Raw genomic sequence first — 20,942 nt, forward strand, 5'->3', positions numbered from 1 at the left:
GCTTGATGTGATTCCGGTAGAGCCCGTCGTAGGGCGTCTGGTTGTTGTGGGCCTGGGCCTGATTGGCGGTTCGTTCGCCAAGGGTCTGCGTGAAAGTGGTCTGTGCCGTGAGGTGGTGGGTGTCGATCTGGATGCCCAGTCGCGCAAGCTGGCGGTCGAGCTGGGTGTGGTCGACCGCTGCGAAGCGGACCTGGCGGCGGCCTGTGTCGGGGCGGATGTGATTCAGCTCGCGGTGCCGATCCTGGCCATGGAAAAGTTGTTGGCCAAACTGGCCGCGCTTGACCTGGGCTCGGCGGTGCTCACGGATGTCGGCAGCGCCAAGGGCAATGTGGTGCGTGCGGCGCGTGAAGCGTTTGCCGGCCGGTTGTCGCACTTCGTTCCGGGCCATCCGATTGCTGGCTCCGAGCAGAGCGGGGTGGAGGCCTCCAATGCTGCCCTGTTCCGCCATCACAAGGTCATTCTGACGCCGCTGGCCGAAACCGATCCCGCTGCGCTGGCAGTGGTTGACCGGATGTGGCGCACGCTCGGCGCCGACGTCGAGCACATGCAGGTCGAGCGTCATGACGAGGTGCTGGCGGCGACCAGTCACCTGCCGCATCTGTTGGCGTTCGGGCTGGTGGATTCGCTGGCCAAGCGCAATGAAAACCTCGATATCTTCCGTTATGCCGCGGGTGGTTTCCGGGATTTCACCCGTATTGCCGGCAGTGATCCGGTGATGTGGCACGATATCTTTCTGGCCAACCGCGAAGCGGTGCTGCGCACCCTCGATACCTTCCGCAGTGACCTGGACGCCTTGCGCGAAGCGGTCGATGCCGGAGACGGGCATCAACTGCTGGGTGTGTTCACCCGGGCGCGGGTGGCGCGTGAGCATTTTGGCAAGATTCTGGCGCGTCGGGCGTACATGAATGCCAAGGGCTCCAGTGATTTGGTGTTCGTGGCCCAGCCTGGCGGGCAGCTGTCCGGTCGCGTTCGCGTGCCGGGCGACAAATCCATTTCCCACCGTGCAATCATGCTGGGTTCGCTGGCCGAGGGCACGACCGAGGTCGAAGGCTTCCTCGAGGGCGAAGATGCCCTGGCAACCCTGCAGGCCTTTCGCGACATGGGCGTGGTCATCGAGGGCCCGCACCATGGTCGGCTGACCATTCACGGGGTAGGGCTGCAAGGCTTGAAGCCGGCGCCGGGGCCGATTTACCTGGGCAATTCCGGCACCTCGATGCGCTTGCTGGCGGGCGTGTTGGCGGCGCAACCCTTCGACAGCGTGCTCAGTGGTGATGCGTCGCTGTCCCGGCGGCCGATGGGCCGGGTCGCAGCTCCGCTGCGCGAGATGGGCGCTGTGATCGAGACGGCCGCTGAGGGTCGCCCGCCATTGACCATTCGCGGTGGCCAGACGCTGAAAGGCATCGACTATGAATTGCCGATGGCCAGCGCCCAGGTCAAATCCAGTGTGCTGCTTGCCGGGCTTTATGCTCAAGGCGCTACGCGCGTGACCGAACCTGCGCCGACCCGTGATCATACCGAGCGCATGTTGCGTGGCTTCGGTTGCCCGGTAACAGTCGATGGCGCCAGGGTTTCGCTGGCATCCGGGAAGGCGCTCGTCGCATCCCGTATCGAAGTACCCGCCGATATCTCCTCGGCGGCGTTTTTCCTGGTGGCGGCCTCGATCGCCGAGGGCTCGGAGCTGGTGCTCGAGCACGTTGGCGTCAACCCTACGCGCACCGGTGTCATCGACATCCTGCGTTTGATGGGGGCCGACATTACCCTTGAAAACCCGCGTCAAGTGGGTGGCGAGCCGGTCGCCGACCTGCGGGTGCGCGCAGCGAAGCTGCACGGCATCGACATCCCCGAGGCGCTGGTGCCGCTGGCCATCGATGAGTTCCCGGTGCTGTTCGTCGCTGCGGCCTGTGCCCAGGGGCGCACCGTGCTGCGAGGTGCGCAGGAGCTTCGCGTCAAGGAATCGGACCGTATTCAGGTCATGGCGGACGGTTTGCAAGTAGTGGGCATTAACTGCCAGCCGACCCCGGACGGTATCATCATCGAAGGTGGTAAGCTCGGCGGCGGCGAAGTTCATGGGCATGGCGATCACCGTATTGCCATGGCCTTCAGTGTCGCGGCCCTGCGGGCGTCGGCGCCGATTCGTATCCATGACTGCGCCAACGTCGCTACCTCCTTCCCCAACTTCCTGGCGCTGTGCGCCGAAGTGGGACTTCGTGTTGCAGAAGAGGGCAAGTCGTGAAAGAACAAGCGCCGGTCATCGCGATCGACGGACCAAGCGGTTCGGGCAAAGGTACCATCGCAGGCATGCTGGCCAAGCGTCTGGGCTGGAGCCTGCTGGACTCAGGGGCTCTCTACCGATTGCTGGCATTCGCCGCCCGCAACCATGGGGTCGATCTGACCAATGAAGAATTGCTCAAGGCACTTGCCGCTCATCTGGATGTGCAGTTCATCGCCGCCCACGGCAAGGATCCGCAGCGGATCATTCTGGAGGGCGATGATGTCACCAACGACATTCGTAACGAAAGCATCGGTGCCGGTGCCTCCCAGGTTGCCGCACTGCCGGCGGTCCGCGATGCCTTGCTGCAGCGCCAGCGCGCCTTTCAAGAGGCGCCCGGCCTGGTAGCCGACGGCCGCGACATGGGTACCGTGGTGTTCCCGGATGCCCCGTTGAAGATTTTCCTCACGGCCAGCCCTGAGGAGCGAGCACGTCGCCGATACTTGCAGTTGAAGGCCAAAGGCGATGATGTTAGTCTGTCGAGTCTGCTAGATGAGATACGTGCACGCGATGAGCGTGACACCCAGCGAGCCGTCGCACCGCTGAAGCCGGCGCCCGACGCCATTCAGCTGGATTCCACGGAGCTGTCCATCGAGCAGGTGCTGCAACGCATCGAGAGCGAGATCGCCCTGCGCGACATCGCCGGATGAACAAGAAGCTCGCAGGGGACCAGTCATAGTCCTGCGGTTTTCTTTTATATGAACGTAACCCACGTCGTCTGGGATGTGGAGATGGGCGTATTCTTCGCCCTCATCGACAGGAATTAAAATGAGCGAAAGCTTTGCGGAACTCTTTGAAGAAAGCCTAAAAACCCTGAACCTTCAGGCAGGCTCCATCATCACCGGTATTATCGTTGATATCGATTACCAGGCTCGCTGGGTAACCGTTCACGCTGGCCTGAAGTCCGAAGCACTGATCCCGCTTGAGCAGTTCTACAACGACGCTGGCGAGCTGGCTATCAACGTCGGTGACGAAGTTCACGTTGCGCTGGACTCGGTTGAAGACGGCTTTGGCGAAACCAAGCTGTCCCGTGAAAAAGCCAAGCGCGCTGAATGCTGGATTGTTCTGGAAGCTGCCTTCGCAGCCGAAGAAGTGGTCAAGGGCGTTATCAACGGTAAGGTTAAGGGCGGCTTCACTGTCGACGTTAACGGCATCCGTGCGTTCCTGCCTGGTTCTCTGGTTGACGTCCGTCCAGTGCGCGACACCACGCACCTGGAAGGCAAAGAGCTGGAATTCAAGGTCATCAAGCTGGACCAGAAGCGCAACAACGTTGTCGTTTCCCGTCGCAGCGTCCTGGAAGCCGAAAACAGCGCCGAGCGCGAAGCTCTGCTGGAATCCCTGCAGGAAGGCCAGCAAGTCAAAGGTATCGTCAAGAACCTCACCGACTACGGCGCATTCGTTGATCTGGGCGGCGTTGATGGCCTGCTGCACATCACCGACATGGCTTGGAAGCGTATCAAGCATCCTTCCGAAATCGTCAACGTTGGCGACGAGATCGATGTCAAGGTACTGAAATACGATCGCGAGCGTAACCGCGTATCGCTGGGCCTGAAGCAGCTGGGCGAAGACCCGTGGGTTGCTATCAAGGCACGTTACCCAGAAAGCACTCGCGTCATGGCGCGCGTCACCAACCTGACCGACTACGGCTGCTTCGCAGAGCTGGAAGAAGGCGTGGAAGGCCTGGTACACGTTTCCGAAATGGACTGGACCAACAAGAACATCCACCCTTCGAAAGTCGTTCAAGTGGGCGACGAAGTGGAAGTCATGGTTCTGGACATCGACGAAGAGCGTCGTCGTATCTCCCTGGGCATCAAGCAGTGCAAGTCCAACCCATGGGAAGACTTCTCTGGCCAGTTCAACAAGGGCGACAAGATCTCCGGCACCATCAAGTCGATCACCGATTTCGGTATCTTCATTGGTCTGGACGGCGGCATCGACGGTCTGGTTCACCTGTCCGACATCTCCTGGAACGAAGTGGGCGAAGAAGCCGTACGTCGCTTCAAGAAGGGCGACGAGCTGGACACCGTGATCCTGTCGGTTGATCCAGAGCGTGAGCGCATCTCCCTGGGCATCAAGCAGCTGGAAGACGATCCGTTCTCCAACTACGTTGCTGTCAACGACAAAGGCGCTATCGTTACCGGTACCGTTAAAGAAGTTGACGCCAAGGGCGCTGTCATCACCCTGGCTGACGACATCGAAGCGACTCTGAAAGCCTCCGAAATCAGCCGTGACCGCGTTGAAGACGCGCGTAACGTCCTGAAAGTTGGCGAGCAAGTAGAAGCCAAGATCATCAGCGTTGACCGCAAGTCCCGCGTTATCAGCCTCTCCATCAAGTCGAAAGACGACGCTGAAGAGAAAGAAGCTATCCAGAGCCTGAAATCCGCTCCGGAAGCTGCTGCTGCCGATACCACCATGGCTGCACTGCTGCGCGAAGCAATGGCCAAACAGAACTAAGTTCTGCTTGATCATGAAAAAGGGCGACTTCGGTCGCCCTTTTTTGTGCCTGCGATTTTTCGCCCCGATAGGCGGTTGCGCCGACTGGCCGCGCCCTGGCGTCAATCAGGTATCCGCGCCCAACGCCTTGAATGCTCAACGCGCCGATATTCGCCCTGTTCAAATCCTTCTTCTCATGCTAAAACCATGAGAGCGCTTATCTAGCTGCTTGATAAAGAAGGGAAAAATATGACGAAGTCGGAACTGATCGAACGTATTGTCACCCATCAAGGGCTGCTCTCATCCAAGGATGTGGAGTTGGCCATCAAGACCATGCTTGAGCAAATGTCCCAGTGCCTGGCCACTGGTGATCGAATTGAAATCCGTGGTTTTGGTAGCTTTTCGCTGCATTACCGGGCACCGAGGGTGGGGCGTAATCCCAAGACTGGGCAGTCTGTCAGCCTCGATGGCAAGTTCGTTCCTCACTTCAAGCCGGGGAAGGAGCTGCGGGATCGGGTGAATGAGGATGATGAGTCGGTTTAACCGAGCAGTCTCAGGAGAAATGTTGTGCGCGGAGTAAAGAAGTTGTTGTTGCTTCTGGTCGTTTTGCTGGCATCAGCGGTTACCGTGCTATTTTCGCTGGAAAATCAACAGCCGGTTACTTTGTCGTTTGTTGGTTGGTCTGCCCCGCAATGGCCAGTGTCGGTTTACATTTTGGGGGCATTGTTGTCGGGGTTGGTGGTCGGACCTCTGTTGAGCTTAGTCATTTCCCGACGTCATAAGCCAAGTCTTGGCAAGTAGGCGGGTGACCGGGATCTGAAAGTGTCTCTGACGGCTTCGTCTGATGAACGCTGGATTTGGCTGTGAATAAAAGCCCGGCGCAGCGCGCCGGACCAGGCTGGCATCTAGCCGCGCAGCTCCATTGCTTCAATCATGGCGGTGTTCACTCGATGTACATCATACTTTTGCTCCGCCATTTCGCGACTTGTACGGCCCATTCGCTCACGCAGCTCACTAGAGCCTGCCAAGCGTCCCATCGCTGTAGCCAAGTCGACCGAGTCACGCGGCCTGACAAGAAATCCGTTAACCCCGTCCTGAACCGTTTCACGACAGCCAGGTGCATCAGTGGTCACAATCGCTCGCCCGCTTGACATGGCTTCAAGCACTGAGCGCGGTGTTCCCTCGCGGTACGAGGGCAGCACAAATATACTGCAGGCGGCGAGGTAGGGTTTCACATCGCTGACTGCGCCGTGGTACTGGACGATCCCTTCTTTTTCCCAGCCTGAAACAATATCTGCGTTAATGCCCGAGGGATTGGAGTCCAGCGGTCCGAGCAGATGGAATGTGGCTTGTGGGAAGGTGAGCTTCAGTGCGCGAGCGGCTTCTACATACTCGATCACTCCCTTGTCTCGCAGCAATCTGCCCACGAACAGAAAGCTTGGCTGTGCTGGCAAGGGAGCTACCGGGAAGCTGTCGGTGTCGACCCCGGATCCATTGACGATCCATGTCTTCAGCTTCGCGTTGAACAGTCCATTGTTCTTGAAAAGCTGTCGGTCATCCGGGTTCTGAAAGAACACACCATCGGCAAAGCGTAGGCCGAATCGATACAGGCCCGAAGCGACGCGATGTACAAGGCCTCGACTGAAGCTTTTTTCTACGTCTGTAAACGCATAGCCAAGCCCGGTAATCAGCGCGTAGCGCCGCCTGACACGCGCAAGACGCGCAGCAGGCAGGCCATAAACAACGGGCTTTATGGTATAGGCAAGTACTACATCGGGCTTGATTCTTCGCAGGCATCCGCAAAGTCGAAGCAGGTAGCGCAGATCGGCGAAGGGGTTTAGTCCGGCACGTGCCATCGGCACAACATGGTATTCGATCCCTTTCTCGGCGAGTCGTTTGCGTACCGAATCGTCTTCTTCCGGTGCAATGGCGACGACTTCATGGCCATTAGCCCTCATTGCATCCAGAAGATCCCCGCGAAATCGGATGAGCGATTCGGCCAGCCCGGCGATGACGGCAATCTTAGACATGCTTGCCTACATGAGTTGTGTAATAGGTTGCCGAGTCCTTCAGTCCGGCAGCAATACGATGTGTAGGTGCGTACCCGAGCAGTGTTTGCGCCTTGCTAATGTCCGCTTGGGAGTGGCGCACGTCTGCGGCTCTGAAATCACGGTATACCGGGGCCACATCCTTGAGCTCAGGCTTGGTTGCGCAGGCAAGATCACGGATATTGGTGAACAGCTCATTCAGCGTGGTGCGATCACCTACAGCGACGTTGAATACCTGATTCACAGCTTCGGTTTCTTGCGTCGTGGCCGCTAGCAGATTGGCTTGGACGGCATTGGCGACGAAGCAGAAGTCACGGCTGGTTTCACCGTCGCCGTTGATATGAATGGGTTCATCGCGGAGCAGAGCGCCAAACCATTTTGGGATAACGGCTGCGTACGCTCCATCAGGGTCCTGCCTGGGACCGAACACGTTGAAATACCGCAGGCCTATGGTCTGAAGTCCATAGCAACGTGCAAACACGTCCGCGTACAACTCGTTAACGTACTTGGTGACGGCATAGGGCGACAGTGGTCGGCCGATCCGATCTTCGACCTTGGGCAGGCCCGGGTGATCACCGTACGTGGAGCTTGAAGCGGCATAGACGAAGCGTTTGACACCTGCGTCTCGGCTGGCGACGAGCATGTTCAGGAAGCCGTCGATGTTCGTGCTGTTGGTTCGTATAGGGTCTTCCAGCGAGCGGGGTACGCTGCCCAATGCTGCCTGGTGAAGGACGTAGTCGACACCGTCTTCCAGTGACCGCTGGCAGTCTTCCAGTTTTCGGATATCACCTTGTACAAACTTGAACTGGGCCCAGGCTTTCTCGGAGACAGCCCGCTGAACCAGATCAAGGTTGCGTTGGTGACCGGTTTCGAAGTTGTCCAGGCCGATGACGCGCTGATTCAATTGAAGCAGAGCCTCAAGCAAATTCGAACCGATGAAGCCGGCCACGCCGGTGACGAGCCAGGTGCGAGGTGAAGTCGCTAGCTCTTGGCGCAATGTTTCGTAAGTAGTCATGCTGTTCTCCATTAAAGGCGCCAGAAGCGCGCTCCAGCACGTTCCAGCGCGGGACCATCGCAAACACCTTTGACATCGATGACGACGGGGCCGTTGTGCATGAGTTTCAGATATTCGTCGTTTGTCCACCGTGCATAAGCATCATGTGCAACGGCGACCACAACGGCAGCGGCAGGCTGGAGCTCGTCCAGTTTGAGCAGCGAGACGCCATATTCGTGCAGCGCTTCTGTAGGTTCGGCTTCTGGGTCGAAGACTTGTACCTTGACACCGAACTCTTCAAGCTCACGAATGATATCGATGACACGAGAGTTGCGCAGATCCGGACAGTTCTCTTTGAACGTCAGGCCAAGGACTGTAACCACGGCACCCGCAATAGGGTGGCCGGCATGGATCATCTGCTTGATCGTCTGTTGGGCGATAAAAGCGCCCATGCTGTCGTTGATGCGACGGCCAGCCAGAATGACCTGAGGGATATAGCCGAGTTTTTCAGCTTTGTGCGTCAGGTAGTAAGGGTCCACGCCGATGCAGTGCCCGCCTACCAGGCCGGGCTTGAACTTCAGGAAGTTCCACTTGGTCCCGGCTGCTTCGAGAACGTCGAGGGTATCAATGCCCATGCGGTCGAAGATCAACGCCAGTTCATTCATCAAGGCGATGTTCAGGTCGCGCTGGGTATTTTCGATCACCTTGGCGGCTTCGGCCACTTTGATGGATGCGGCTTTATAAACGCCGGCAGTAACGACGGAGCTATAGACGTCAGCGACAATCTCAAGGGTGGTGGCATCCTGTCCGGATACCACTTTTTTGATCTTGGTGAACGTATGCTCTTTGTCGCCCGGGTTAATACGCTCCGGGCTGTAACCTACGGTGAAGTCGGTGCCGCATTTGAGGCCGGACAGGCGTTCAAGAATTGGAACGCAGATGTCCTCCGTGACACCAGGGTAGACAGTAGACTCATAGACAACAATGTCCCCCTGTTTGAGGGCTTTACCAACGGTTTCGGATGCCTTCACTACCGGCGTCAGGTCTGGCTGATGAGCGTCGTCGATCGGCGTTGGGACCGCTACGATATGGAAGTCGGCTTGAGCAAGCACCTCTGTCTTGCTGGTGAATTCGATTTGCGTCTGCGCCAGCTCATCGCTGCTGACCTCATTGGTGCGGTCTTGTCCCGCACGCAGTTCTTGCAGACGGCTTTCATTAATGTCGAAGCCAATGACAGGTCCGTGCTTGCCGAACGCTACAGCCACGGGCAAGCCAACATAGCCCAGCCCGACCACTGATATCTTTCTCAGATACATGGATTTTCCTCTAATAATGGAATCTTTTTAGTCAGATGGTTCGTTTTCGATCGAGCCATGCCTGGAACATCAGCACAGGCCAAAGCTGGTGCTGGTAGTTTCCTTGTCCGCGAAGGTGCCTTTCCCAGACGGCGCGGACAGGGCCAGGAACGAAATATCCTTCGCTTGCCAATCGTTGTGGATCCAGCAGTGATTCAGCCCAGTCGCGCAAAGGGCCTCGGAGCCATTCGTGCAGCGGGATACCGAAGCCCATCTTGGGGCGTTCGATGAGTTCCCGAGGCACATAGCGATAGAGTAGTTGGCGCAGGATCCACTTGGTGCTGCCATTGCGGATTTTGAGTGACATCGGCAAAGCCGACGCGAACTCTACGATTCGATGGTCGAGGAAAGGTACGCGGGTTTCCAGGCTGACCGCCATTGCCGCGCGATCAACTTTGGCCAGAATGTCGTCCGGCAGGTAGGTTTGTGTGTCCTGGCGCATCATCCACGAGGCGAAATCACTGTCCCCGACAGCAGCCAGTTCGGGAAAGGCACGCGCCCCAATTACCACGTCGGTTGCATTTTGCCACTGCGATACCACGCGATTGTACATTTGGCTGGGTGAGTCGTGCCGCATGACGCTGGCCAGTTTGTGAAGTTTTTCTCCGGGCAGGCGAACTCGCAGGCCCGCGGGAATAATAGGGTTCAATCCATTGGCGATGGAGTCCCAGCGATTGGGTGAGGCGGACTCGATCATGCGGGCGACCAGCTTGCGTGCAGGTCCCGGTATGCGACTGAGTTTGCTCCATACGTTGGGCAAGAACTGATAGCGATTGTATCCGCCAAATAGCTCATCGCCCGCGTCGCCAGACAGGCTTACTGTGACTTGGCTGCGTGCCAATTGAGAAACCAGGTACGTCGGTATCTGTGATGAATCGGCGAAGGGCTCGCCATAAATCTCAGGTAGCTTCGGCACAACGCTCAGTGCGTCAGCGCCTGACACATAGAGTTCAGTATGGTCAGTGCCAAGATGGCGGGCCACGGCTTTTGCGTGCTCAGCTTCGTTGTAGCCGGGGTCGTCGAAACCGATGGTATAAGTCTTGACCTGTTGCGGCGATAGCGATTGCATCAAGCTGACGATCAGCGTTGAGTCAATGCCGCCGGAAAGGAAAGCGCCGAGGGGAACATCGGCCACCATTTGCTCGCTTATCGTAGTGCGCATCAGCTCATGCAGCTGGTCGATAGCCTCAGCGTCGGAAAGCGACGGGGTGCTTGCGGTGTGTGCGCTGGGCAGCTCCCAATAGGCTTGTGGCGTTGCCTTCGTGCCACTCGCCAAGGCGGCCCGGTCGAATTCGATCCACGTGCCGGCGGGCAACTTGTGAATGCCTTCATAAATGGAGTGTGGTGACGGCACATACGCATATTTGAGCAGCAGGGCCAGGCTGTCGCGTGATACATGCGCGTCAAAGCCGGGATGGGCATCAAGTGCCTGTAATTCCGATGCGAACAGTAACGCGCCTTTTTGCAGGCCGTAATAGAGGGGTTTTTCCCCAATGCGGTCGCGTGCAAGTGTGAGCGTTTCGCGGGTGCGGTCCCACACTGCCAGCGCGAACATGCCGACCAGCCTGCGCAGGGTGTCAATGATGCCCCAATGTTCGAATGCCGCCAGCATTACCTCGGTGTCGGAATGACCGCGCCAAGGCAGGGGATTCTGCTGCGCTGAATCGAGCGCCTTGCGCAGTGCCTGGAAATTGTAGATTTCACCATTGAAAACAATGACATACCGGCCGGTTGGCGATGCCATTGGCTGGTGTCCTGCTGAAGACAGGTCGACGATCGCAAGCCGGCGGTGGCCAAGAAAAAGGCCAGCGCCATCGTCCCAGGCGCCAGCATCATCAGGACCTCGATGAACAATGGCGTTAGTCATGCGAGTGAGGGCGGCTGGCCCGTCATACATGCTTTGGCTGTTAGGGTGCCAGAACCCAGCAATACCGCACATGGAACAATCTCGTTGTAATCAGATGGGTTGAGGCTTCTCGCGCGCGACAGTAAAGCTGCCCTTCTTGATCGCCAGTGCGCAAATAATCATGTAAAGACTAAATACGGGCTGTCGGAGCATGAAGTGAGCCGCAGAGAAAACCATCAGCACGATGAGTACCGCTAGCGAGTAAGGGTCTCGTGCTTGATACGCCTTGACGAGAAGCCACAGATACAAGGCAGCGAACAGCAACACGCCTGCGATGCCGACCTGGGTGAGCATGTCGAAGCCAAGGTTATGTGCCTCCTCCTTCTTGGCTGGATCTTCAAGGTAGGAAAACGCGCCTGGACCATGCCCGATAATGGGGGACAGCAACCATGCTTCAGATGCATGGATCCATAGCGTTTTACGCACGCCAGTCTTGTTCTGGTCGAAGCCGACGCCAATCATGGAGTCCGATTTGCCGGGAGCTGACGCTCGATGGATTTTTTTCGGGCGGGTTTCGCCTGCAGTTGGAGTGAATATCGAGGAGACGGTATTGATAATAGCGTTCTCGGCCGCAATGAGCTTTTCCCGGCCTGGTCCGTCGATCATGTACTTGAATGAACCGAAAGCCAGTACGAAGGCGGCCAGCATCGTTACAAACATTTTCCAGTTGATTCGTTTTAACCAGAGAGATGCCACGAATGTCAGCAGGGGCAAACCAATACACCAGGCAAGCAACAGTGCATCACTGCGCACGCATATGCCAAGGAAGAAAAAGGCCCAGAGAAGCAAGAAGTTACGTAGCCAGCGTGCGCCTTGCCAGTTGGAGTCACGGTAGACCGCCATCAGCCAGATTGGAATAGGCAGCAGGAATACCGCAAGCTGGTTGGGGTTGGTGGACCAGGCGGAAAGGCGTGAAGGGTAGTCGGTATTGATCCCGAATAACTCCGAAAGCTCGTAGGAATCAGTCAAGAAGCAGAGAAACGGAATAGCCAGCAATACAACCGGAACGATGCCCAGAGCCCTGATAAAACTGTTGAATTCCTCTTGTGAAGCTTTATCTATGCAGGCCAGTGCCATGAGCGAGAAGCACGCCGTATACACATAAGCAGCAGCGGTGTGGACGGTGCTGGCGCCCGTAAGAGGGCTGAAAAACGCTGCTACTCCTGCAATCGTGATAAAGCCTATCCAGAAGAGCATGATCGGGTGCGTCAGGTAGCCCAGTGCCTGCCTGTAGCGCAAGGCCCACAGAAAAAGCAGGATCACAGCCAGCTCGCCGATTCCAATTGGCAGTTTTCCGAAGCGCAGCGCTGTCGCCACGGAGGCAAAAACAATCAGGGCGGCGCCGATCGAGATGTAGTTTACCTTGCGCATTTTACTTGCCTTAGGTTACGCAAACGCTTCGCCAGAATGGCGAGGCTGCTCATAAAAACAGCAAGCAGGAGCAGTGAAGTCACTGTGCCTTCCATGCCGTGGATTGAAGTCGTTATGAAAACCCCGATACCTACCCCGAGCCAAGGCAGCAGCCCGATCACTGATTTACGGAGTGAGGAAGACAAAAGTATACCGTTACGAATGTCGACAATTATGACCGCCAACAATTGAGAGACGAACCATGCCCATCCGATTTCGCTGGTTGCTTCACCGTAGAAAGCGAATAGGGTCGCGGCACCCGCACCCAGTGAAAGCAGATTGATCAGAAGTGCAGCGCCTGCATCTTTCTGTGCCTGCAAAAACTCATACCCGAGTCGAACATGCCCAGACATGCAGATCCCGGCAAGCAGGCCTGCAGCGAAGGGGGCGGCATCCCCGAGCGCCGGAATCCAGTGAACCATGAGTGGGTAGATGGCCAGGCCCGCGAGCGTGAGCGCGCCATAAACCAGCGCGCTTCCCAAGTTCAGGTAAGGCATCATGTTCTGAAGCCACGCCTTTTTGTTTGTGTCGGCCAACCACTCGCAAATTTTTGGGTACACCAAAACCGGATAGAGCGTCGCAACAAACCAGATCTTGTTCAGTACGTCGTAGACAGATCTGTACTTGCCCAGTGTTTCAGCGCCATAGGCGTGGCTGACATAGATAGAGATGAACTCGGTCGCGAGCACCAGCAGCAGCGCGACTCCGATGATCGGTGCTGCCTGTCGATAGAGAGTGGTTACCACAGGCCAGGCGACCGGGGTGGTGGGTTCGGACTCTTGTTTGCGCCAGAACAGCCACAGAATCAGATAGTCGGGGATCTTTCTGAGTACAACCGCGGCAAGCACCCACTCGATCTGCTGTGTCGTGGCAGCGACGATCACCACCGCAAGAAAACGACTTAGCTGGATGCACAATTGATATTGCGCATAGGCAAAGTGACGAGCCCGTAGCACGTTCAGCATCTGGAAATATTGACCCGGCAAGGCCAGGACGTATTCAATCGCTGCAGCGGCGCCAATCCAGTAGGCCAGGTTCAGTTGTTCGCTGTAGAGCGGAAACAGGACCGAGACACCCTTGGCAATCATAGGGGTGGCCAGCAGCAGCGCAATTCCCGCAATGATGTAAGCCGCTCGTGAGGAGCTGACGAGCTGAGCGCGTTGCTCTTCCTTTGCCGAGTAAATGGCGTTTACCGCAGACTTGGATAATGCCGAGTCGAGGAACAGCAAGGTGCTCGAGAGAATGATATAGACGGAATAGAATCCATAGCCTTGAAAGCCGATGTAGTAAACAAGGATAGGGATAATCACAATGTTCAGCAGGAAATTCAGGCCATTGGCTGAATACAGCGCGAGGGATTTTTTCAGCCAGCTATTCAAGCGCATCTCCCTATGCCGAATACGTAAAGTTCTCAACGTTCCGGTTTCCATCGGGTAATGGCCTGGATCGCAAAGCATGGTGTGATCTATGGAGTATCAGAAGCAGTTCCTGGCCAGCCTTTTTCTTTATATGTGAGTAGCTGAAGGTCGTGCCGGGCTTCGAGCCAGGGAGGATGCAAGCGAGGTTGCGGCCCGGGGCTGGAAGGTACGGAATGATACTGGATAGGGCGGCTCTGGCAAGTGGCTTTAGTCGATGACAGACTCGCAGGCCGCACGCCAAGAGGCTGGCCGAATTTCAATCGGCGCAGTGACCTGCGCGCAGGTGAGCCTCCGGCGTGCTGCTGGAGCTGCGATTCGATGTCTGCGTCAGAGTCCGTGGTTAGGTTGGCTCAATGTCGACGGGCGAGGAGGTGAGCTTTTCTTTCAGGAACAATAGGGGAATTCGGGCTGCGCTATTCATTGCTTGACGACTGAAATCAGGGTTGTCAAAATTTTTCGCTTTTGGTGGCAGCATTCCGATTCATCGGGGTGAGCGGTGAAGGACAGGATGCAACGATCCCGCAATGGGTAACGGCGGTGTTGGCGCCTGGGGTCTCAAAAGGCGGAAGTTTGCGAATTATCCGGTCAATTTCTATCCTTTATCGAGACATCTGCAAGAAGGGTCGTCATCCATCATTATGTCCTCTTCAGGTTCCAGGCGCCCATGGCCTTTGTTTTGCCGCTATTGATGGTTGTCAATGTCTATTCAACAAGCCTCATGCGAAAGCTGTAACCTGATCGCTCAATGGAAAGACTCCAGTCGCAGGCAGGAGCAGCATTGAGGATGTGCACTCCTCCAATCCATATTCGAGTCAACACATGTACAAACGGTTCATCGACATCAGTGCTTCATTGTGCGCTCTCATACTCCTGGCTCCGGTGATGGCTATCGTCGCCTGGAATATCCGAAAAAAACTCGGCTCTCCGGTTCTCTTCAGGCAGGTTCGCCCTGGCCGCGATGGGAAACCGTTCGAAATGGTGAAGTTTCGAACGATGCGCGATGCGGTGGATTCCAACGGCAACCCTCTGGCGGATTCGGAGCGGATGACGCCTTTCGGCAGCTTCCTTCGCGCCAGTAGCCTGGACGAGTTGCCGGAGTTGTGGAACGTCCTCAAGGGAGACATGAGTCTGGTGGGGCCACGTCCGTTACTGATGGAGTACCTCCCCTTGTACAGTCTTGAACAGAACCGCCGTCACGAGGTTCGTCCAGGCGTTACCGGGTGGGCTCAGGTCAATGGCCGCAATGCGTTGAGTTGGGATGAAAAATTCAAAATGGACGTCTGGTATGTGGACAATCGATCGTTTGTACTCGATATGAAGATCATTTTCATGACCGTGAAGAAAGTGGTTGTCAAAGAGGGCATCAGCGCGGACGGCGAAGTCACCATGTCTAAATTTACCGGTAACAAGCGATGAGAAAACTGGCGGTTCTCGGGGCCAGCGGTCATGGGAAAGTCGTGGCTGATACTGCGCAATGCTGCGGTTGGGATCAGGTAGATTTTTACGATGATGCCTGGCCCGGACTCACGCGTAATGGCAATTGGTTCGTGGGAGGGGATTGGGCGGCAATGGTCGCTCGGCTCCAGGATTACCAAGGTGTCATTGTGGCAATCGGCAATAATACCGTTCGACATGTGAAACTGGCCGCTCTGATCGGTGTCGCGGCACCTGTTGTGTCTGTGATTCATCCCCAGGCGGTCATTAGCCAATACGCCTCCATCGGTACCGGGTCCGTCGTGTTTGCAGGGGTGGTGGTCAACGCCGACGCAAAAATTGGCTCAGGAGCAATCCTCAACACCGGTTGCAGTGTCGACCATGATTGCGTGTTAGGGGACACTGTACATATCAGCCCAGGCGCCAGACTGGCCGGAGCTGTAAACGTTGGTGAGCGCAGCTGGATCGGAATCGGTGCCAGCGTGAGGCAACTGATCAGAATCGGTAGCGATGTTGTTGTAGGGGCCGGCGCGTCTGTGGTGAGCGATGTGTCTGATGGCGCAGTGGTTGTTGGCGTCCCCGCCAAGGTCATTTCAACAGCTTGAGCAGACATCGACTACGCTGGAGACACGGGTCGAGCTGGATGTAAACGAGTGATTTTTCTGAATTTTCGTCTTGATATCAATGGGTATGGGCTGTGCTGAACTCTCCTTTTTCTCCTTGGCCTTCTTTTTCCGAAGAAGAAGCCAACGCGGTACGTGACGTCATTCTTTCCAACAAAGTCAACTACTGGACCGGCCAGGAGTGCCGTGAGTTCGAGAAAGAGTTCGCCGCCTGGAGCGGAACCCACCATGCTGTCGCACTGGCTAACGGCACTGTGGCGCTGGATCTCGCATTCAAGGCATTGGGCATCGGGGCGGGGGACGAGGTCATTGTGACCCCCCGAACGTTCCTTGCATCTGTGTCCAGCATCGTGAATGCCGGTGCGATCCCCGTTTTTGCCGATGTAGACCCTGACTCGCAAAACATTACGGCGGACACTATTGCTGCTGTGCTGACTTCGCGTACTCGGGCGATCGTCTGTGTTCATCTGGCGGGTTGGCCTTGCGACATGGACCCGATCATGGCACTGGCACATGAGCATGATCTAAAAGTGATCGAGGATTGCGCCCAGGCCCACGGTGCAAAATATAAAGGGCGTCCGGTCGGGTCTATTGGTCATGTTGGTGCATGGTCGTTCTGTCAGGACAAGATAATGACCACCGGTGGCGAAGGCGGAATGGTCACGACAAATGATCGCGACCTGTGGTCGGCCATGTGGTCCTACAAGGATCATGGCAAGAGCTGGGAAGCCATCTATGAGCGAGAGCATGCGCCCGGTTTTCGGTGGTTGCATGAAAGTTTTGGTACTAATTGGCGGATGCTGGAAGCGCAAGGCGTGTTGGGGCGTATCCAGCTGGGACGAATGGCTCAATGGCACGAAGCGCGATTGTCCAATGCCCGCAGAATCTGGGCTGCTGCTGATCAATTGACCGGTTTGAGGGTGCCTGCCATCTCGGAGGAATACCTGCATGCCGCTTATAAGTGCTATGTATTCGTCGAGCCCAAGTCATTGAAAGCCGATTGGAGTCGGGACCGAATTCTCAATGAAATTGTTGCACGCGGAGTTCCCTGCTTCTCGGGCTCGTGTTCTGAGGTATATCTGGAAAAGGCATTCGACAAAACGCAATGGCGTCCTCGGGAGCGTCTGCCAGTTGCCAGGCAGCTGGGTGACACTAGCTTGATGTTCATGGTGCACCCGACGCTGACTTCCTCGGAAATCGACAAGACGTGTCAAGTCTTGTGCGACGTTATGCAAGAAGCGTCGGCTGATTAGTATGGGCTCGCGGCAGCCGTAATTTAAATAGAGGCTGAACCGCAATGGCATCCCTTTGACCTCTGAGCTGAGGGTCTATGGTGGCTGCTATTGGGTTCTCGAACGGTCCAGGTTTGACGAGGGAGTTATGGGAAAAGCACGAGCCTATTTGCTAGGGTTATCGCGAAGGAAAAAGCGGCTGATCCAAGTGATCTGCGACGTTTTGCTAGTCTGGCTTGCTCTATGGATGGCATTTGTCGTGCGCCTCGGCATCGATGAGCTTATCAACCCTCTGGAAGGTTATCGCTGGCTGTTTATCAGTGCCCCGATTGTAGCAATACCCTTGTTCATTCGTTTCGGCATGTACCGTGCCGTCATGCGCTATTTTGGCAACGATGCGCTGATCGCTATCATCAAGGCCGTCAGCCTCGCTTCGCTTTTGCTTGCAGTCATCGTTTATTGGTACAGCAACCATGAGGCGGTCGTCCCTCGTTCGATCATTTTCAACTATTGGTGGTTGAGCCTGGTGTTGATCGGTGGCCTGCGTCTGGCGATGCGCCAGTACTTTTTGGGCGACTGGTTTGCAGCGGCTCAACATGTACCTTTCACCAGTCGAGATGATGGTTTGCCCAGAGTCGCAATTTACGGAGCCGGGTCGGCTGGCAATCAGTTGGCGGTGGCGTTGCGGATGGGGCGGCTTATGCGCCCGGTTGCGTTCATTGATGATGACCGCAGTATTGCAGACAGGGTTATTTTCGGGCTGCAGGTCTACACCCCCAAGCATATACAGGAGATGATCGACTCAACGGGCGCGCAGGAAATATTACTGGCCGTGCCCTCGGCAACCCGAGCCCGGCGTCGAGAAATACTTAATTTTCTCGAGGAGTTTCCTCTGCACGTGCGTAGCGTGCCCGGCTTTATGGACCTGGCCAGCGGGCGGGTAAAAGTGGACGATATTCAGGAGGTGGATATTGCCGACTTGCTGGGTCGTGACTCGGTGCCGGCGCAGGAGGATTTACTCTCACGCTGTATCGAAGATCAATGCGTTCTGGTGACGGGGGCAGGCGGTTCCATCGGGTCAGAGCTTTGTCGTCAGATTCTGGGGGCTCAGCCAAAAACGTTACTGCTTTTCGAACACAGCGAATTTAATCTTTACAGCATTCTGTCCGAACTGGAGCGGCGCATCAGCCGTGAATCGTTGTCGGTCAAGCTACTGCCAATATTAGGGTCGGTACAGCACGAGGCAAAACTACTGGATGTGATGAAAACCTGGCATGTCGATACGGTTTACCATGCTGCGGCTTACAAACACGTCCCAATGGTCGAGCACAATATTGCCGAAGGTGTTCTCAACAACGTGATTGGTACGCTTAATACAGCTCAGGCCGCCTTGCAGGCCGGTGTGTCGAATTTCGTGCTGATCTCCACCGACAAGGCCGTGCGTCCAACCAACGTCATGGGCAGTACCAAACGGTTGGCTGAAATGACATTGCAAGCGCTCAGTCGCGAAGCAGCCCCAGTCCTTTTCGGTGACACCAGCAACGTTTCACAGGTCAATAAAACACGTTTCACCATGGTGCGCTTTGGCAACGTTCTGGGCTCTTCGGGTTCGGTCATTCCCTTGTTCCACCAACAGATCAAGTCGGGTGGTCCGCTGACCGTTACTCACCCGAAAATCACCCGTTACTTCATGACCATCCCTGAAGCTGCACAATTGGTGATCCAGGCAGGTTCCATGGGGCAGGGCGGTGATGTATTTGTGCTCGACATGGGCGAGCCTGTGAAGATTGTCGAGCTGGCCGAAAAGATGATCCACTTGTCCGGCTTGAGCATACGTTCGGAGCGCAACCCGCATGGTGATATCGCCATTGAATTCAGCGGCTTGCGCCCAGGTGAGAAATTGTATGAAGAGTTGTTGATCGGCGATAACGTCGTTGCCACTCAACATCCGATGATCATGAGTGCCAATGAGGATTTGCTGCCCTGGGATGTATTGAAAGAAAAACTAACAGAACTCCTGGCGGCGATTTCCAGCGACGATTACAGCCGCGTTCGCCAGCTTTTACGCGAGACTGTCAGTGGTTACGCGCCTGACGGCGAGATAGTCGACTGGATTTATCAGCAACGCCGAATGGATCCGTAACATTCAGCTGTTTTACAGCAAAGCGAAGTCGGCTAGGTTAGAGGGGCAGCTTAGGAAAAGCTGCCTCGTTACTTACCGATGGAGCGTTATCATGCGTAAAGCCTTCCTCTCGTCTGTTCTGTTTGCCCTTTTCACTTCCTTTGCACTTCCAGCCGCTGCTGTCACTCCTCAGGCGATGCAGGAGCCCGAGGTGATGATAGTGGATACGGCCAAGGTGGCAGCGGTCGACCTGAACTCCGCCGACGCACAGACACTGCAAAAGGAATTGGCGGGTATTGGGCGAACAAAAGCCGAGGCAATCGTGGCATACCGCGAAAGCCAGGGGAAATTCGAGTCAGTGGATGAGCTGTTGGAAGTCAAGGGCATCGGTAAAGCACTGCTGGACAGAAATCGTGACAAGCTGACGCTGAACTAAGCCCACAAGAAGTCATAAGCCTCTTTAAAAAGGGGCTTATGATCAGTCATAGGGTTGATCACGTTGTAATCACCGATCCTTCGCCTCTTTAGCATCCATCTCCGCATTCCGCTCACGCACCCGTTTCAACTGTTCCTCCGTGAGCGGCACTTTCTTCGCTGTCTCGCGCAGCATCATCAAGCCACCGACAATAGAACCGATGGCGATCAGCAGGATTAGCCAGGCATACCAGGGCATTTTGCTTCTCCTCAAGAACCTGCCCGGGCCGAGGTCGGTGTGGGGCGGTCTTTCCATTTTTGAGTGAAATTGTTGACCAGTGATTCCATTATAGGTCTGCCCGGCCCATTGCACCGCAGCGACTAAAACCCGCGCCGTCCGGTTTTTGATGATCGGCGGGTCCCGTAGACCCCGCGCATCCGCTACAATGCGCGCCGATTTCGACTTGACCTGAGAGCCCGCCAATGTCCGCTTGCCAGACGCCTATCATCGTCGCCCTGGATTTTCCCACCCGTGAAGCCGCTTTGAACCTGGCTGATCAGTTGGACCCCAAGCTTTGCCGGGTCAAGGTCGGCAAGGAGCTGTTCACCAGCTGCGCATCCGACATTGTCGAAACCCTGCGCAAGAAGGGTTTTGAAGTCTTTCTGGATCTTAAATTCCACGATATCCCCAACACCACAGCCATGGCGGTAAAGGCTGCGGCGGAGATGGGGGTGTGGATGGTCAACGTGCATTGCTCCGGTGGCCTGCGGATGATGGCGGCCTGCCGTGACGTGCTGGACCAGCGCAGCGGTCCGAAGCCGTTGCTGATCGGCGTAACCGTGCTGACCAGCATGGAGCGTGAAGACCTGGCGGGCATCGGTCTGGATATCGAGCCGCAGGAGCAGGTGCTGCGCCTGGCGGCGCTGGCAGAGAAGGCCGGGATGGATGGCCTGGTCTGTTCGGCCCTGGAGGCTCCGGCCTTGAAAGCGGCGCACCCGTCGCTGCAGCTGGTGACGCCTGGCATTCGCCCGGCTGGCAGCGCGGTCGATGACCAGCGCCGCATTTTGACCCCGCGCCAGGCACTGGATGCCGGGTCTGATTACCTGGTGATTGGTCGTCCGATCAGCCAGGCGGCTGACCCGGCCAAGGCGCTGGCGGCGGTGGTGGCTGAGCTGGCCGGTTAAGCGGTCGCCTCCGGGGCCGTGTCACGGCCCATCGCGGCCAAGGCCGCTCCACATCATCCCCGGATGCAGGAGCCGGGCTTGCCCCAATGCCGGTCAGTT

18 protein-coding genes are annotated in these 20,942 nt (G+C 56.5%); 11 read left to right on the forward strand and 7 right to left on the reverse strand.

Translation table 11 applies throughout. From position 1 onward, the window contains the following. Positions 1-7: 7 nt before the first annotated feature. From GUY40_RS20435 to GUY40_RS20455, 5 genes are all read left to right on the forward strand, one after another. Positions 8-2,233, forward strand: coding sequence for a bifunctional prephenate dehydrogenase/3-phosphoshikimate 1-carboxyvinyltransferase (locus GUY40_RS20435; protein WP_371924914.1), 2,226 nt, complete (start codon positions 8-10; stop codon positions 2,231-2,233). Further along, on the forward strand, positions 2,230-2,919 hold the full coding sequence (gene cmk / locus GUY40_RS20440; protein ID WP_166570723.1) for a (d)CMP kinase: 690 nt from the start codon (positions 2,230-2,232) through the stop codon (positions 2,917-2,919). The genes GUY40_RS20435 and cmk overlap by 4 nt, the downstream gene beginning before the upstream one ends. A 118-nt stretch (positions 2,920-3,037) precedes the next feature. Then, the gene (gene rpsA / locus GUY40_RS20445; RefSeq protein WP_166570724.1) at positions 3,038-4,723 is read left to right on the forward strand and encodes a 30S ribosomal protein S1; all 1,686 of its coding nucleotides are present in this window, start codon (positions 3,038-3,040) and stop codon (positions 4,721-4,723) included. A 228-nt stretch (positions 4,724-4,951) separates the two neighbouring features. Continuing rightward, positions 4,952-5,245: an integration host factor subunit beta gene (gene ihfB, locus GUY40_RS20450; protein ID WP_166570725.1), complete on the forward strand. Its 294-nt coding sequence runs from the start codon at positions 4,952-4,954 to the stop codon at positions 5,243-5,245. Between the two features lie 84 nt (positions 5,246-5,329). Next, on the forward strand, positions 5,330-5,503 hold the full coding sequence (locus GUY40_RS20455; RefSeq protein WP_371924916.1) for a LapA family protein: 174 nt from the start codon (positions 5,330-5,332) through the stop codon (positions 5,501-5,503). A 104-nt stretch (positions 5,504-5,607) separates the two neighbouring features. Here the strand turns inward: GUY40_RS20455 and GUY40_RS20460 are convergent, their stop codons facing one another. From GUY40_RS20460 to GUY40_RS20485, 6 genes are read right to left on the reverse strand one after another with little or no spacing between them, the layout of a single operon-like run. After that, on the reverse strand, positions 5,608-6,732 hold the full coding sequence (locus GUY40_RS20460) for a glycosyltransferase family 4 protein (RefSeq protein ID WP_166570727.1): 1,125 nt from the start codon (positions 6,730-6,732) through the stop codon (positions 5,608-5,610). Next, complete coding sequence (locus GUY40_RS20465) at positions 6,725-7,765, reverse strand: NAD-dependent epimerase/dehydratase family protein (RefSeq protein ID WP_166570728.1); 1,041 nt, start codon at positions 7,763-7,765, stop codon at positions 6,725-6,727. Before GUY40_RS20465 ends, GUY40_RS20460 begins: the two co-directional genes overlap by 8 nt. Positions 7,766-7,776: 11 nt before the next feature. After that, positions 7,777-9,054, reverse strand: a complete 1,278-nt coding sequence (locus tag GUY40_RS20470) for a nucleotide sugar dehydrogenase (protein ID WP_306092851.1) — start codon at positions 9,052-9,054, stop codon at positions 7,777-7,779. A 37-nt stretch (positions 9,055-9,091) separates the two neighbouring features. Next, entirely contained in the window at positions 9,092-11,038 is a 1,947-nt protein-coding gene (asnB, locus tag GUY40_RS20475; protein ID WP_166570730.1) for an asparagine synthase (glutamine-hydrolyzing), read from the reverse strand. A gap of 18 nt (positions 11,039-11,056) precedes the next feature. Continuing rightward, on the reverse strand, positions 11,057-12,376 hold the full coding sequence (locus GUY40_RS20480) for an O-antigen ligase (protein ID WP_166570731.1): 1,320 nt from the start codon (positions 12,374-12,376) through the stop codon (positions 11,057-11,059). Beyond that, a complete protein-coding gene (locus GUY40_RS20485; protein WP_166570732.1) occupies positions 12,364-13,794 on the reverse strand; it encodes a lipopolysaccharide biosynthesis protein in 1,431 nt (476 codons plus the stop codon). Before GUY40_RS20485 ends, GUY40_RS20480 begins: the two co-directional genes overlap by 13 nt. A gap of 858 nt (positions 13,795-14,652) precedes the next feature. Here GUY40_RS20485 and GUY40_RS20490 point away from each other — a divergent pair. From GUY40_RS20490 to GUY40_RS20510, 5 genes are all read left to right on the forward strand, one after another. After that, positions 14,653-15,249, forward strand: coding sequence for a sugar transferase (locus GUY40_RS20490; RefSeq protein ID WP_166570733.1), 597 nt, complete (start codon positions 14,653-14,655; stop codon positions 15,247-15,249). Continuing rightward, entirely contained in the window at positions 15,246-15,872 is a 627-nt protein-coding gene (locus tag GUY40_RS20495) for an acetyltransferase (RefSeq protein ID WP_166570734.1), read from the forward strand. The genes GUY40_RS20490 and GUY40_RS20495 overlap by 4 nt, the downstream gene beginning before the upstream one ends. A 92-nt stretch (positions 15,873-15,964) precedes the next feature. Further along, positions 15,965-17,143: a DegT/DnrJ/EryC1/StrS aminotransferase family protein gene (locus GUY40_RS20500; RefSeq protein ID WP_166570735.1), complete on the forward strand. Its 1,179-nt coding sequence runs from the start codon at positions 15,965-15,967 to the stop codon at positions 17,141-17,143. Between the two features lie 127 nt (positions 17,144-17,270). After that, positions 17,271-19,265, forward strand: coding sequence for a nucleoside-diphosphate sugar epimerase/dehydratase (locus tag GUY40_RS20505; protein WP_166570736.1), 1,995 nt, complete (start codon positions 17,271-17,273; stop codon positions 19,263-19,265). Between the two features lie 91 nt (positions 19,266-19,356). Next, positions 19,357-19,680 (forward strand): helix-hairpin-helix domain-containing protein, encoded by a 324-nt coding sequence (locus GUY40_RS20510; RefSeq protein WP_166570737.1) that lies wholly within the window; start codon positions 19,357-19,359, stop codon positions 19,678-19,680. A gap of 69 nt (positions 19,681-19,749) precedes the next feature. Here GUY40_RS20510 and GUY40_RS20515 read toward each other — a convergent pair whose 3' ends face one another. Next, positions 19,750-19,917, reverse strand: coding sequence for a DUF2897 family protein (locus GUY40_RS20515; protein ID WP_166570738.1), 168 nt, complete (start codon positions 19,915-19,917; stop codon positions 19,750-19,752). A gap of 224 nt (positions 19,918-20,141) precedes the next feature. On the opposite strand from GUY40_RS20515, the gene pyrF reads away from it, so the two are divergent. Beyond that, positions 20,142-20,843: an orotidine-5'-phosphate decarboxylase gene (pyrF, locus tag GUY40_RS20520; protein ID WP_166570739.1), complete on the forward strand. Its 702-nt coding sequence runs from the start codon at positions 20,142-20,144 to the stop codon at positions 20,841-20,843. Positions 20,844-20,942 lie beyond the last annotated feature (99 nt).

Origin of the sequence: Pseudomonas sp. R5(2019) (assembly GCF_009905435.1) — a bacterium.
Lineage (GTDB): Bacteria > Pseudomonadota > Gammaproteobacteria > Pseudomonadales > Pseudomonadaceae > Aquipseudomonas.